This window comes from Yersinia rochesterensis, assembly GCF_003600645.1.
Taxonomy (GTDB): Bacteria; Pseudomonadota; Gammaproteobacteria; order Enterobacterales; family Enterobacteriaceae; genus Yersinia; species Yersinia rochesterensis.
The window spans coordinates 2,966,889-2,980,514 of the sequence record NZ_CP032482.1; the positions used below are offsets into that span (position 1 = coordinate 2,966,889).

Genomic DNA, 13,626 nt, shown 5'->3' on the forward strand with positions numbered 1-13,626 from the left:
ATTATCAAGGTGAGATAGCGGCATTATTCTGCGCCACTATCTCATTAGTCACATTCTCTTTTCTGTGTAGCATTAATACGCCCAATAAGACCAATGTGCTGCCGAGTAATTGCGCCGCCGATAAGGTTTCCCCCAACAGAAAATAAGCAATCACCGCAGTGAAAATTAACTCCAAAGTTAATATCAAACTGGCAACCGCCAGTGGCAGCGTTTTCAAACTCAAATTAAACAGGCCAAAGCCCAGTAAGGTCGGCCCTGCCGCCAAAATCAATAATAGCCACCAGCCAGACCATTGAATACCCTCCGCCCCTCTGGACAAGAAAAACAGATTGCCAACCATCTGCTGTAACCCCTGTATCGGAAACCATAAAAGCAGTTGGTTAAATATCAATTGATAGATAGCTGAGAAACCAAATACATACAAAATGGTATTCCACACCGGATAACGGCGATCAGTGGCAATTCGTCCGGCCAGAGTATAAAAGCTGTAACCAACTCCCGACGCCAGCCCAATGAATAAACCAATAAAATTAAAATTTGCCGCCGTGATATTCAGCCCATCACTGACCAGAAAACAACCCACCAGGCTGATCACGATAACTATTAACTCACGCCACCCCATATATTCGTTATAAAAAATCCAACCAAGAAAAACAGTAAAACCCACCGAGCAATACACCAGAATAGTGGATATCGATGCCCCATTTAACGCGACGGATTCTGTCCATAAGCCATTAAATACCGCGAGCAACAGACCATAAGCCAAATAGAATTTGGCCTGATCGTGGCGTAATTTAGCCCATTCAGGCCTGACCACCAATAAAATAGGTAACAGCACTGCCGCGACCAATCCTGCCCGCCAGAAAGCTAAAACTGAAGTCGGCAAATGATAATGTACGGTGAGAATGCGGATAATAATCCCAGTAAAACCCAATAACATGGCACTGATAATAGCCAGCACATACCCTTGCCGCTTACCGGTAAAAAAACCGCTTCTCACCGTCGAGGAACGGGCCACTGATGGGGATAATCCCGCCGGCATTGCCATAACAGCCTCATTAGATTGACAACATTGCTTGATGTAAGGTGATTTTACTCCGCCGTTTTTTTGCCACCAGAGCCACTTTCCTGCTGATTGATACAGGCCACTTTTTCTTGCTTGAAGCCTTGCAGGCATTGAGTATAGTGAAAGTATTATTTCTCACGCGAGCCACTTTTGGCGCTATCACATGCATATTCCTTTAGATCGCCAACATGACATTCCGCTGTATCTGCAAATTGAAGAAGCGCTACGCCGAGCTATCCTCAGTGGGGTCTTTGCTGATGGAGATAAATTGCCGTCAACCCGTGCTTTGGCAGCAGAATTATCCGTCAGCCGCCTGACGGCGGATAATGCTTACGCCGAGTTGGCAGCGAAAGGCTTTTTGCAGCAACGACGCGGCAGTGGTGCTTATGTTCGCTATCTACCGCCACCGCCGAGCCAGCCGCTACCGCTGTTACAAGGGGAATTCCCACTCGACCGTTTTACTACCGTCACCTCGCGGCTAGACGGTTATGCCGATATTCCCCTGCCCCCAGACACCATCAATTTCGCAGCGGGTATTGGCAGCCCGAAGATTTTTCCACTGGATGAATTCCGCCAGATTCTGCAATCCATATTGCGGCGTCATGCTGAAGAAGCATTCAGTTATGGCGATTACTGCGGCTATTACCTCTTGCGCGATACCCTCAGCCGCATTCTTTCTGCTCAAGGCATCCCGACGCGGCCAGAACAATTACTGATAACTAATGGTTCACAACACGCCATTAGTCTGGTGAGCCAATCACTATTAGCCCCTGGTGATACCGTGTTGGTGGAGGAACCCACCTATGCCGAAGCGCTGGCCCTGTTTCGCCTGCATAAAGTCAATGTTGTTGCTCTGCCCAGTGACCAACAGGGCATGCAGTTGGATACCCTGCCCGCGCTGTTAGCTCGACATCAACCCAAACTTATCTATTGCATCCCTAATTTTAATAACCCCACAGGCCGCTGTATGAGTGAAGACCGTCGCCATCAGCTATTGCGCATAGCCCGTGCCGCCAGAGTCACCATCCTTGAGGATGATTATGTCGGTGACTTGCGTTACAGCGGCAAAAAACTGCCTTCACTGCGCTCACTGGCGGCACCGGGCGAGGTTATCTATGTCAGTACATTTTCCAAAATGCTGCTGCCCAGCATGCGCATTGGTTATTTGGTTGCCGACCAACCCCACTACACGCAGTTAGCGTGCTTAAAGCATGTTGATAGTTTTACCAGTTCGAATCTCATCCAGCGGGCGCTGGATGCTTTTGTGACTGTCGGGCGCTATGACAAACAGTTGCGCCGCGCCTGCCGTTTATACCGCCAGCATCGCGATGCCATGGCCGAGGCACTGACACAAACATTGCCGCTGGGTTGCCAGTTTGAAATACCGGATGGCGGGTTATTTATCTGGCTGCAACTTCCTGAAAATGCGCCTATTTCACAATTAATGCCATTGGCCTGGCAAGCGGGCGTGACTTTCGCAAAAGGCGGAGGATTTTATACCCAAGAAGCAAGCGGAGAATTTAGCCTACGTTTGAATTTTGCCGCCAACTCCCCGGAGCTGATCATCCAAGGAATCACCCGACTGAGTGCGGCCATTCGGCAGTGTCAGACAGAAAAAAGCCCGGCATAATCACACCGGGCGAGTCGAGTAATGAGGAAAATATTATATTAGAAAGAGGCCAACCATAGGCGCAGTTTCATTCCCCAATAGCTGGTCCAGCCGCTCGTGTGTTGCACCATTTTCCCTTGATAGAGGATAACCACTGTCGGCGTGACATTAATTTGCCACTGGGCTGATAATTGGCCTTGTGGGTCATTTATCACCGGCAGTTGATAGCCTTTTTTGCGTAACCAAGTCTCAACTTGCGCGGGATCTCCTGACCTTAGCGCCACCGTCAGGACATTTTCACCCTCTTGCACCAACTGATTGACGCTGGGTGTGGTGAATTTGCATACACCGCACCATGTCGCCCAGAAATAGATAAGCAGCGGTTTTTCCTGACTCATCTCCTGCAAGGACACCGGCTTTCCCGCCAGAGTTTGCCATCGCGTATCCGGCCAGCCAGCCGGTGCTTGTGGGCTACGCAGCCAATCCATGGCGAATGAAACCACCGCCGCCAGCAGCAATAAAACCAGCAGCTCTTTGCCCCAGCGCTTTAAGCGTTTCATTTACCCGCCTGCGCCAATTGTTGTTTCACTATCTCCTCCAGTTCTTGATAAGAAATAGCTCCCGGAATCATTTGATCGCCAATCAAGGTGGCCGGTGTGCCCTGAATACCCAGTTGCTCAGCCAGCTTCAGGTTGGAACGCAGCACATTTAAGCTTTGCTCACTCACCTCCACGGCCATCACCCCGGTTTTTTTCTGAGCGGCGGCAATACTACTGGCATCATGAAAGCCCTTTTTCGCCATCAAACGCTGATGAAAAGCCATCCATTGGTCAGGATGTTGTTGCCACAGAGTTAATGCCAATCGCGCACTGGTCACTGAGCTTTCCCCTTTGAATGGCAATAGTTTTATCACCACCGCCACCTGTGGGTAGTCTTTGACTAGCTTCTCCAGCAAGGGGTCAAATGTCTTGCAGAATGGGCAATTATAGTCGGTGAAAGAAACCAAAGTCAGTTGCGGTGTGGTCGCGCCAAAACGCGGGCTACCGGGGTCTTGATACAGGGCTTGTTTATTCGCGGCGATAAACTGGCTCAGTTGTTGCCCCTGTGCTTCATTGGCTTGCTGCTGCCAGGCGTTGACCGATTGCTCCAGGATATCTGGATTAGATATTAATGTTTCGCGGATCAGCTCTTTAACGCGGACTTCCTGTTCTGGGGTGAAGGGGGTCGCCGCCCAGAGAGGCGTCGAAAACAGCACCAACAGTAATACAGTCAATTTTCTCATTACAATCAACAGACTCATTTTTCATTTCCTTTAGCATCGGCCAACACTTTCAATAGAACGTCACGATCCAGCAGTGGAGAAAGCACGACTCCCTGCGGCTGTTGTGGCCCATAAATTTGATTGAACGGGATGGCAACACTGCCGCGTTCGCGTAAAAATGCGGTGATATCCGCAGAAGGACGAGTCCAGTCTCCGCGTAACGCCACCACGTCCGGCGCTTGCAAAGCTTGCTGCACATCATCGCGCATCAGCACGTGTATTTTGTTGACTTTGCAAGTCACACACCAATCTGCGGTGACATCAACAAACACGCTTTTATCTTCGGCAAGTGCCTTTTTAATGGCGGATTCGGTTAACGGCTGCCACGGAATATTGTCATGCAGCGGCTTGCGCCATAAATCAGCGGTTAGCGACCCAACCAGTAGCAATCCTCCGACAATCAGCACCGCGATTAAACTGACTATCGCGGCGATGCGGGTGCCGTAACGCCAGCCAATCGCCAGCAGCAGCGCCAACAAGACTATTCCGGCGATGATAATGACGGCTTGGAGGCCAATATGGCTGACCATCAAGTTCAGTAGCCATAAACTGGACACCAGCATCAGCACTCCCATGGCGATGCGCAAGTGGCTCATCCAACGGCCGGGGCGCGGTAAGCACAATGCCAGTTTGGGCCACGCGGCCACCGCCAACCACGGCAAGCTCATCCCGACACCGAGCGCAGTAAATATCCCCCATAGCGCGGGTAACGGGGCCGCCAGTGCAAAAGCCACTGCGGTGCCGAGGAAGGGAGCAGAGCACGGTGTTGCCAGTAAAGTCGCCAAAGCGCCTTGCCCAAAGTGGCCCACCATGCCGCGTACGCCCGGCTTCTCGACGCGCGGGGCGGCGATGCGGGAATTCAACGAGGAAGAGAGCTGAATCTCGAATAACCCGAACAGATTGGCGGTAAAAAGTGCGGTGACTAAAACCATAAAACCGATAAACCACGGATTTTGGAACTGAATCCCCCAGCCAAGCGCATGGTTGCCCAGACGCAAAGCAGTCATCAGCAAAGCCAGTAACCAAAATGAGGTGATTATTCCGGCAGATGAGGCCAAAAACTGCCACCGCACCTGACGGCGAGTTTGATGCTCGGTTTGCAGAATCGAACTGAGCTTCATTGCCAATACCGGCAGTACACATGGCATCAGGTTAAGGATTAATCCCCCCGCCAGCGCCATCAGAACCCAAGACCAAAATGAGGCGTTGGATTGCGGTAACGTCAGCGCTTGCCCGATAGTCACCGTGGCCTCTTGCGCCAGCCCGCCATCGGTTATCACCAAGGTCAATAGCTTACCGCGCAAATCGCCGGTTCCCTCCCCCCAGCCGTCGGTGGCGGGCACCCGCACCGACAATTGATGGCCCTGCACAGTGACCACGGGCTTGCCGAGATCCACATCGTCAAGGGTATCGAAGAACAATTCCGGCTTCTGCCAACCCTCATCACGCTGAGTAAGGATTTGCACTTCTCCTTGACTAAAGCCCGCTTGAATTTGCTGAGTCAATGCATTGGCAATCGGCACTTGCCCCATCGCTTGGGCAAAATCATGTTCAAATTGCTGCTGATTTTCGGCACTGACGGCAGAGGATAAATCGAGGCTAAAGGAATAGTCCGTCAAAATGCAGACATTACTGCATGTCGATAGCGTCAGTATTCCGCTTAACCTGTCGGGAACCTTGCCGGAAATCACCATCGGCAGAGTGACCTGCTCATGATATCCCTGAGTAGAAATCCCAGAGACATCAAATCGTTGTGGTACCGGCCAGTACCATTTCACCGCGTTGAGAGGTGGCGACCAGGCAATAGTGGGTGCTATGCCCCCTTCCCCCGGCGAACGCCAATAGGTTTTCCAACCTTTTTCCAACTGGACGCTAAGTAACATGCGAGTTTCATTGCCAGCAGAAGGCTCGGCACGAATGCGAACCTTGGCATGGTCATTTTGTGCACTGACCAGCCAGCCGCTATCTGCCGCCCAAAGGGTTGGCATCCATAGCAGCAACAGACAGAACAAAGCTGTCTTGCTTAAATTGAGCATTGTTTTTCTCCAAAAATAGATTAATTACAACAACATAGAAAGTTGCTGTTCTATTCCCGGAAAATGCATAGTTGCAAATGCACTCTCAAACCACTGGGTGATATGACTCTGGGCGGAGGGAACCGCATACTGGCGGGTATGATGGGGATCAACAGCAGGAGCAATAAGCCCAGAGAGAAAATGGCTAACTCGAACAGAACCGGGGGGGATGCTAGCAAGGATTTGGCACTTAACTCACAAGAGGTTGGGCCGTCATTTGCATCGGCAACAACTTGTGATGATGACGTCAAAAGAAGACTTTTTTCCAGCGCGTGCAAGCTGGCGATGCGTTGCGTCATACAAACCAGTATGACCAGGCAAGCCAGAGAGAGAAACCATTTTGCGGCGCGTTGTCTTTTAAACATTATCTGTATTTAAACATTATCCATATTTGACCATTATCCATGCTTAACTATTATCAGCCACGAGCTGAATGAGTTACCCCTTGAATAGTTAAATCAATTCCATTTAAGGTTGAGCGCCCATCTTAGCCACATAATTAAGATTATCAATCTTTGAACCTAAACAATCAGTCAAAGTGACATTTAATTACAAAAGCATTTAGCCAAAAACATAATCTGGAGGTATGGGTCGCCCACATTTACAGGTATTATATCTGTAACCTGCATCAACCCGCGGGTCACTGATAAATCTTCCACACTGTCGCCCCACTGCGAAGGACGGGTTATATGCAACCTTTGAACGGCCCAAGTGTTCCTATTGCGAGTGGCAGCAATGTCGCGCCGACTAAATTACCCTCTCCGAGCCAAGTGGAAGATAGGGCACTCACCCCGGCACAGCGCACCACGCTGGAAAAACTGATTGTGCGGATCATCGCGCTCAGCCCAATAAAATCTGCTGAGATTTGGGCGGGCTTGCGCCACGATTTATCTCTTAGCAGCACCAGCGATTTACTGGCTCGCCACTTCCAACCGGCAGAGCAATTGCTGCAAACCCGCTTGTCGCAAGCTCAGGAAAACCATGCCAATCACCAACTACGCCAGCAACTTACCGAGTTACTCCCCCAAGGTAATAACCGCCAGGCTGTGAGTGACTTTATCCGTCAGCAATTTGGTCACACGGTATTGAGTCAGTTAAGTCATGCAGAGCTGCAACAGGTATTGGTATTGCTGCAATCCGGCACGCTGAATATTCCACAACCCCAGTTAACAACCATAACTGGCAGACCATTGTTACCTGCGGAACATCAACATATTCAATCGTTGGTGGCGAAACTCAGTGCGGCAACGGGCGAGCAACCCGCTAAAATTTGGCAAGCACTGTTTGATATGGTGGGAGTGAAAAGTCATGACCCGCTGCCTGTTCGTCATTTTCAGATACTCAGCCAGTTTTTACAGGCCAAAGTGGCCCTCAGCCAGCAAACGGCCCCGACATTAATTAATCTGCAAACTGCACTCAAACAGCCCGCCGATGCGCAGGAACAGCAACTATTGATTGATTATAGTCTGAATCGCTTCCAGGCCAGCCCAACCACACCGCTGACACAGGCGCAGTTAAACGACATTATTAATGTCCTGTTTGCCGCCCGATTAGACCGCGCGAATGCAGCGCAGCGCTTGGCTGAAGATCAAAAAACCCTTCAACCGTTGATTAACCCGCTGATTGCCGCACTGCCGCAGTCATTACAACCTTTGTTGCAAAAGCCATCACTGGCTTTTGTCGCGCTCATTATTGTCATGGCCATTTTATTGGCTATTTTTCTTTAAGCACGTTGAGTCACGACTTATTGGCTTAGGTTGTTTATCCCTGAGCCAATAAAGTGACCACCATCCTCTCAGAGCACTAATAATAGCCAGCCGACCAACCCACTCCAGAATAAGAATGGCAGCGAATAAGCATGGAACTTTAGCCAAATAGCCGGTTCACCCGCCATTCTAAGTGCAATCAAGTTGGCCATAGAACCTAAAGCGAAGCCAAAGCCACCAGTATTAACCGCGTAGGCCACCAGCGCACTGGAGGGCAGGTAATTAAGTAATAAAATGGTCGCGGGAACATTACTGATAACTTGGGATAAACCGATGCCTAATATATAAGCTGCATCCGCAGATAATGTTTTGATTTCACCGAAGAGTGATTGTAAGCCGGGTAATTCAGTCAGCAGGCGCACATCAATAAACATCGCCATAAAGACCAGGATCAAGCTCCAGTCGATGGCCAGTAAAACGCGCCGTGCCAATAATAATAACCCTGCAAAAACAACCAATAGCCCGTAACCTGCCCAACCAAAATCCACACAGATAATAAAAATCACATATAGCGCCAAACAACTCAATAACAGACGAGATTGGTAAGGGTAAACCGGGCTGGAAGCTTGTTTGTTAATTTTTCGCGCAGGGAAACGCCACCAAGTTACTGCCAGCAACGTTGACAAAATAATTGCTGCCAGCGGGGCCATCTGAAGTGTAAAGCCAATAAACGACAGCTCGGAACGGCTCCATAACAGAATATTTTGTGGGTTTCCAATCGGAGTTAACAACGAACCCGCATTCACAGCCAATGCAGAAAAAATAATCAGGCGGGAAACCGGTAAAGAAGATATCTTTTTTAGCGTTAAAATCAGTGGGACAATGATAAACAGTGCCACATCATTTGTCAGAAATGAGGACAACACAGCCGCTGATAAGACTAAAAACAGCGCCAGATGCCGCTCCGTCTGTAATGTATTAATAATCTTCCGACCGATAAAATCGAAGTAACCACTGACTTCGACCCCTTTCGTCAGCAGCATTAATCCCAATAAAGTGACAATAGTTGTCCAGTCGATAAACTGTGGAAAAGCCGAAATTTTTGTTGGCATCAATGCAGTCAGGCCGATACCTAAAATCAATAGAATATGCAGCAGGCGGTCTTTCAAAAAAGGCCTAAAAACAGTTTTTACTGCATAATGAGCGGTCGTGAATAGTGTCATCAGAAAATCTACAAATAGCAGGGGCTGACAAAGAAGGCCACGTTAGCGCAGCCTGCCATTTAATGCCAGCCCCTATTTCCTACTGCTGACCAAACTTATCAGCGGTGGACTCAAGCTAGATTTGGGTATTTTGTTTTATCGCTTTTCTAAAGTCATCCATTGAACAGAATCCTTTAGCATCAATCGGGCAACCTTCAATTTCCAATGTGACTCGTTTGGGCGGAGCTTGAAGTGACAACGGTGTTTTATTACGGATTTGTTCGGTCGACAAATATATATACTCAATCTTCATCAATTCTTTGTTTTGTTTAATGTCATTCCAGCGTTCAAATACCACCTTGCCGCTGATGGGGGTTTTCTCATACTGATCTGGCAGTTGATATTCTTTGGTCTTGAGCGCGGCCAATAATGACGCAATATTGGAGTCATGCCCAACCAATACCGCCAGTTTGGCTTTTTGTGCCGCTAATTCATTCGGCGTTTTCTCACCAATGGGATCAAGGGCTGAACTGATAAAACCAACCAACTTCTCGGCAGCATTATCTGCTATAGCGGGTGAGCCGAATAAAGTTTCATGGTAGAGGTTTTTAATATCGATTAATTTGCGCCACTCTTCAGAAGACTGAATGCGCCCCCAAGCGACATCTTTGGCCGGGAAACCCTCATAATATTGCAGCATGAAAGCATCCGATGCCCCGGTACCCAATCGCAGTGGGCCGGTAATGCCCGGTTCTTTATTTTGCACTAATACAATATCTGTCGGCTGTGTGCTCCAATCACATTTTTTATCTACTAAGCACGCAGGTGAGTTTTTATAATCCAAAACTTGGGACAACAAATCATAGTTAGGTTGTAAGCGCTTATTTAAGCCCTCAACTCCGCCTGGCCCGGCATGTTGATTAATAGAAGCCAGCGCTTTTTGTTTAAACTCTGGGGTAATGTCCAAAGTAATAATTGGATTAAATACCGGGTCCATTTTACCGATTTCTTTTTGGTGAGTAACAGGAACATTACAACCGGGGAAAGCACCAAATAAGAAATGTTGCGCAGTGCCAATCGTTCTTGGCAAACTGTTGGCGTAGGTAAATACCGTGGTGGGTGCTGGGCATCCGCTTGATTTTAATAACTTGGTATCTGCCAGCCACTCGCGGAAATACCCGCCCATCATCGCCTCAAGTTCTGCGCCTTTTGGCGTCAGGTAGCCGCCGGGTGTTGTCCATTGCGGCCATTTATCCGGTGTTGCACTGGAAAGCATATCACCATAATTCACTAGAGGTGCGCGTATACCATGACGGCTCATGACCAAAATCTGTTCAAGCTTATAATTATCGCTTTTATCTTGAGCCATAATAGGGGTTGAAGCAGGTAGGAGTATTGCCAATAAGGTCAAGGTATACGCAGTCTTTACTTTTATCATCTCAAGCTCCGTCATCCAGTTGATGTATATCCCCTTTTCGCTTGGCATTGCGGGGGGAATTGCAAAACCAAGCGAAAAGGGGATATAAGAATCTGTAGACTTTCAATTGCTACAGATTTGTTACAACAGACATGATAGACACAGAGGAGGGGTAAAAGCGGAGCCTCATCACAGTTCCACTCATTTTTTATCCCTGCTTAGCGCTGAGATTGACACAGCGCTGTTTTAAACAGAAATCATTTCCTGGCGGGCATATCTGGAATAATTAAATCCCCACGTAATGCATAGGAACCCAGCACACTTTTGGTTTTCTCATTAAGCCATGCCACTATTTTCGCCGCCATTGCGTCCATAGAATATTCAATTGCAGGAATGGTTGGAACCCCCGGATAATGTAACGACCCGGCCAAGCTAAATACCATGATGTCATCAGGAACGGATTTATTAAACGCCTGAAGCTGTGGAATAACACTTTGTGCTTCTCGCTCATCAGCAACCAACAAAGCATTAAAATTGAGTGTCGCACTGCTATTAAGCAGCACTTGCAACGCAACCGATGAAGAGGACGAATCCATAAAAATCAGGTCACGATTGAAAGGCAAAAAGTTATTTTCCAGTGCTCGTTTATAACCTAATAACACCTCATCTACATACCCGCAGGTATCAGGATTTATTAAGGCAATTTTTCTTCTGCCCTGTTTTATTAAATAATTACAGGCGGTTTCTGCGGCAAAAGCATGATCGAAATGGATACTATTAGTAGCATCGACATCCATACAATCGACCAGAATAATACTTTCATCCGCGAGATTAAGTGGGAAACGGGCACCAATGATCAACACGTCATCACACAAACCGCAGGTCAACTCATCCAGTGCCTGCATAACTTCAGCTTTGTTATTGGCAAAACGCAGCAGCAAATGCTTTTGATGTTGGCTCAGATGTTTTTCAAGCGCATACAGATAACCAGTTGTTTGGTTTATGTTTTCCTGCGCGCAGATAACACCAATACAGCCTGTTGACTGACTTAATAATGATTGCGCGATAACATTTGGTCGATAATTGAGTTCATCGACCGCTTTTAATACGGCCAGGCGGCTAGCTTCCTTAACGCCACGTGAACCACTCAACACTCGTGACACTGTGGCTTTAGAAACCCCAGCTAAACGTGATACATCGTTGATTGTAGACATGATTCTCTCCTCGGCAGGCTTTAGTCCTTGCCTGTCATTCCTAAATACAGCTCCGGCCCAACAATTGCAGTTTCCTGAGTATAATCGTTTCCATTTGCCATGGAAACCGAATTTCCATCACTATCCAAAATAGTTATCAAAACCTAAAACCTGTGATGTTCATCAAATAAATAATTCCTTTATATACTGGACTTTGATGGCTATCACAGTTCTATTCTCTTTGGATGGAAAACGGTTTCCGTATGATATCCAATCATTGCCGAAACAACCGCATTACCCAATTGGAAAACGGTTTCCGCATTGTGTCAGAAACGTTTTCCACACTGTTTTTTATATTTTGAGGATGGTTGTAGATGTTCAAGATTATGTTGTGTTGTTCCGCCGGTATGTCCACCAGCATGCTGGTGAGGAAGATGCGGACAGTTGCCGAGGAGAGAGGAATAGCTGTCGATATTGATGCTTTTGGCGTATCTGAATTTGATACTCAGTTTCCACGCTATCAGGTCGTTCTGCTCGGGCCGCAAGTGAAATACATGTTAGGTATGCTCTCAGAAAAGGCTGCTGTTCACGGTATTCCCGTCCAGTCCATCGATATGATGGATTACGGAATGCAGCGTGGCGATAAAGTCCTGGACTATGCACTGTCGCTCATTAACGCGACCCACTAAGAAGGTGTTCAAATGAGTTCTCTCTATCAATCGATGGTTGCTGTTATTGAACAATCTATTACTCCGTTAGCCGGACGTCTCGGACAGCAAAAATATGTTATTGCTATCCGTGATGGCTTTACCGCAGCACTGCCTTTCATGATCATCGGCTCATTTATGCTGGTGTTTATTTTCCCTCCATTTTCGGCTGATACCACCATAGGATTCGCCCGGTCGTGGCTGGATTTTTCTCAGACCTATCGTGAACAGCTCATGCTGCCATTCAATCTGAGCATGGGGGTCATGACATTTTTCATTTCTGTGGGGGTAGGTGCAAGTCTGGGGCGACAGTTTAATCTCGACCCGGTAATGACTGGCTTGCTGGCATTTATGGCATTTTTGCTTGTTGCAGCCCCCTTTGCCGACGGCAAAATCTCGACTCAGTATCTTTCTGGTCAAGGGATCTTCACGGCATTGATTACGGCTATTTATTCCACCCGTGTTTATGCCGCATTGAAGCAACACAATATTACTATTCGCTTACCGAAAGAGGTGCCAACAGGTGTCGCGCGCTCTTTTGAAATATTGATCCCGGTATTGGTTATTATTGCCACACTGCACCCACTCAATTTATTCATTGAATCGCAGACCGGTATGATCATTCCAGAAGCTATCATGCATTTACTGGCTCCATTGGTTTCTGCATCAGACTCTTTACCGGCGATGTTACTGTCAGTCTTGTTGTGCCAAATTTTCTGGTTCTCCGGCATTCACGGCTCACTGATTGTCACGGGCATCATGAGTCCATTCTGGATGACCAATCTGGCGGCAAACCAGGCCGCACTGGCCGTCGGCGCAACCTTACCGCACATCTATCTGCAAGGTTTTTGGGATCACTATTTACTGATTGGTGGCGTCGGCTCCACATTACCACTGGCTTTCTTACTGTTGCGTAGCAAAGTCACTCATTTACGCACCATTGGTAAGTTAGGTGTGGTACCAAGCTTCTTCAATATTAATGAACCTATCTTGTTCGGTGCTCCAATTATTATGAACCCGATAATGTTCATACCTTTTATCTGCGTACCAATGATCAATGCCATTCTGGCTTATTCCGCAACCAAACTGGGATGGTTGGCTCAAGTGGTCTCTCTGACTCCGTGGACAACTCCGGCGCCGATTGGTGCATCCTGGGCGGCGAACTGGGCCTTTAGTCCTGTAGTGATGTGCTTGATATGTATGATGGTTTCCGCCCTGATCTATCTGCCATTCCTGCGTGCTTATGAACGTTCATTGCTGAAAACCGAAGTGGAGAAATCTCTGAACAACGCCCCATCACTGTCAGATACCGTCCGTAGCAACTGATAAC

12 protein-coding genes are annotated in these 13,626 nt (G+C 47.9%); 4 read left to right on the forward strand and 8 right to left on the reverse strand.

Features of this window, described 5'->3' with window-relative positions; genetic code table 11:
* Positions 1–4: 4 nt before the first annotated feature.
* Complete coding sequence (locus DXZ79_RS13775; RefSeq protein WP_050291333.1) at positions 5–1,048, reverse strand: DMT family transporter; 1,044 nt, start codon at positions 1,046–1,048, stop codon at positions 5–7.
* A 181-nt stretch (positions 1,049–1,229) separates the two neighbouring features.
* Here DXZ79_RS13775 and pdxR point away from each other — a divergent pair, with 181 nt between their 5' ends.
* Entirely contained in the window at positions 1,230–2,696 is a 1,467-nt protein-coding gene (gene pdxR / locus DXZ79_RS13780; protein WP_038631748.1) for a MocR-like pyridoxine biosynthesis transcription factor PdxR, read from the forward strand.
* Between the two features lie 38 nt (positions 2,697–2,734).
* On the opposite strand, the gene DXZ79_RS13785 is transcribed toward pdxR, so the two are convergent.
* The 4 genes from DXZ79_RS13785 to DXZ79_RS20985 are packed head-to-tail and all read right to left on the reverse strand — an operon-like array spanning position 2,735 to position 6,436.
* On the reverse strand, positions 2,735–3,235 hold the full coding sequence (locus DXZ79_RS13785; RefSeq protein WP_038631746.1) for a protein disulfide oxidoreductase: 501 nt from the start codon (positions 3,233–3,235) through the stop codon (positions 2,735–2,737).
* A complete protein-coding gene (locus DXZ79_RS13790; protein ID WP_038639406.1) occupies positions 3,232–3,957 on the reverse strand; it encodes a DsbA family protein in 726 nt (241 codons plus the stop codon). The genes DXZ79_RS13785 and DXZ79_RS13790 overlap by 4 nt, the downstream gene beginning before the upstream one ends.
* A gap of 14 nt (positions 3,958–3,971) precedes the next feature.
* Positions 3,972–6,032, reverse strand: a complete 2,061-nt coding sequence (locus DXZ79_RS13795) for a protein-disulfide reductase DsbD family protein (RefSeq protein WP_120011338.1) — start codon at positions 6,030–6,032, stop codon at positions 3,972–3,974.
* 50 nt (positions 6,033–6,082) lie between these two features.
* The gene (locus DXZ79_RS20985) at positions 6,083–6,436 is read right to left on the reverse strand and encodes a hypothetical protein (RefSeq protein ID WP_038631742.1); all 354 of its coding nucleotides are present in this window, start codon (positions 6,434–6,436) and stop codon (positions 6,083–6,085) included.
* 324 nt (positions 6,437–6,760) lie between these two features.
* On the opposite strand from DXZ79_RS20985, the gene flk reads away from it, so the two are divergent.
* Positions 6,761–7,798: a flagella biosynthesis regulator Flk gene (gene flk / locus DXZ79_RS13805; RefSeq protein ID WP_038631740.1), complete on the forward strand. Its 1,038-nt coding sequence runs from the start codon at positions 6,761–6,763 to the stop codon at positions 7,796–7,798.
* Between the two features lie 68 nt (positions 7,799–7,866).
* Here the strand turns inward: flk and DXZ79_RS13810 are convergent, their stop codons facing one another.
* From DXZ79_RS13810 to DXZ79_RS13820, 3 genes are all read right to left on the reverse strand, one after another.
* Entirely contained in the window at positions 7,867–9,000 is a 1,134-nt protein-coding gene (locus tag DXZ79_RS13810) for an SLC13 family permease (protein WP_050291336.1), read from the reverse strand.
* A 115-nt stretch (positions 9,001–9,115) separates the two neighbouring features.
* Complete coding sequence (agp, locus tag DXZ79_RS13815; protein ID WP_120011339.1) at positions 9,116–10,417, reverse strand: bifunctional glucose-1-phosphatase/inositol phosphatase; 1,302 nt, start codon at positions 10,415–10,417, stop codon at positions 9,116–9,118.
* A 236-nt stretch (positions 10,418–10,653) separates the two neighbouring features.
* Positions 10,654–11,610 carry a LacI family DNA-binding transcriptional regulator gene (locus DXZ79_RS13820; RefSeq protein WP_038631732.1) on the reverse strand — a complete coding sequence of 319 codons (957 nt, stop codon included), beginning with the start codon at positions 11,608–11,610 and terminating at the stop codon, positions 10,654–10,656.
* A 353-nt stretch (positions 11,611–11,963) separates the two neighbouring features.
* Here DXZ79_RS13820 and DXZ79_RS13825 point away from each other — a divergent pair, with 353 nt between their 5' ends.
* The gene (locus DXZ79_RS13825; protein WP_038631729.1) at positions 11,964–12,278 is read left to right on the forward strand and encodes a PTS sugar transporter subunit IIB; all 315 of its coding nucleotides are present in this window, start codon (positions 11,964–11,966) and stop codon (positions 12,276–12,278) included.
* Between the two features lie 12 nt (positions 12,279–12,290).
* Positions 12,291–13,622 carry a PTS sugar transporter subunit IIC gene (locus tag DXZ79_RS13830; protein WP_038631727.1) on the forward strand — a complete coding sequence of 444 codons (1,332 nt, stop codon included), beginning with the start codon at positions 12,291–12,293 and terminating at the stop codon, positions 13,620–13,622.
* Positions 13,623–13,626: the final 4 nt, after the last annotated feature.

Excerpts from the sequence above, each read along its gene's own strand:
- DXZ79_RS13775 (WP_050291333.1), bottom strand. The coding sequence starts at position 1,048 with ATGGCAATGCCGGCGGGATTATCCCCATCAGTGGCCCGTTCCTCGACG.
- pdxR (WP_038631748.1), top strand. The coding sequence starts at position 1,230 with ATGCATATTCCTTTAGATCGCCAACATGACATTCCGCTGTATCTGCAA.
- DXZ79_RS13785 (WP_038631746.1), bottom strand. The coding sequence starts at position 3,235 with ATGAAACGCTTAAAGCGCTGGGGCAAAGAGCTGCTGGTTTTATTGCTG.
- DXZ79_RS13790 (WP_038639406.1), bottom strand. The coding sequence starts at position 3,957 with ATGAGAAAATTGACTGTATTACTGTTGGTGCTGTTTTCGACGCCTCTC.
- DXZ79_RS13795 (WP_120011338.1), bottom strand. The coding sequence starts at position 6,032 with ATGCTCAATTTAAGCAAGACAGCTTTGTTCTGTCTGTTGCTGCTATGG.
- DXZ79_RS20985 (WP_038631742.1), bottom strand. The coding sequence starts at position 6,436 with ATGTTTAAAAGACAACGCGCCGCAAAATGGTTTCTCTCTCTGGCTTGC.
- flk (WP_038631740.1), top strand. The coding sequence starts at position 6,761 with ATGCAACCTTTGAACGGCCCAAGTGTTCCTATTGCGAGTGGCAGCAAT.
- DXZ79_RS13810 (WP_050291336.1), bottom strand. The coding sequence starts at position 9,000 with ATGACACTATTCACGACCGCTCATTATGCAGTAAAAACTGTTTTTAGG.
- agp (WP_120011339.1), bottom strand. The coding sequence starts at position 10,417 with ATGATAAAAGTAAAGACTGCGTATACCTTGACCTTATTGGCAATACTC.
- DXZ79_RS13820 (WP_038631732.1), bottom strand. The coding sequence starts at position 11,610 with ATGTCTACAATCAACGATGTATCACGTTTAGCTGGGGTTTCTAAAGCC.
- DXZ79_RS13825 (WP_038631729.1), top strand. The coding sequence starts at position 11,964 with ATGTTCAAGATTATGTTGTGTTGTTCCGCCGGTATGTCCACCAGCATG.
- DXZ79_RS13830 (WP_038631727.1), top strand. The coding sequence starts at position 12,291 with ATGAGTTCTCTCTATCAATCGATGGTTGCTGTTATTGAACAATCTATT.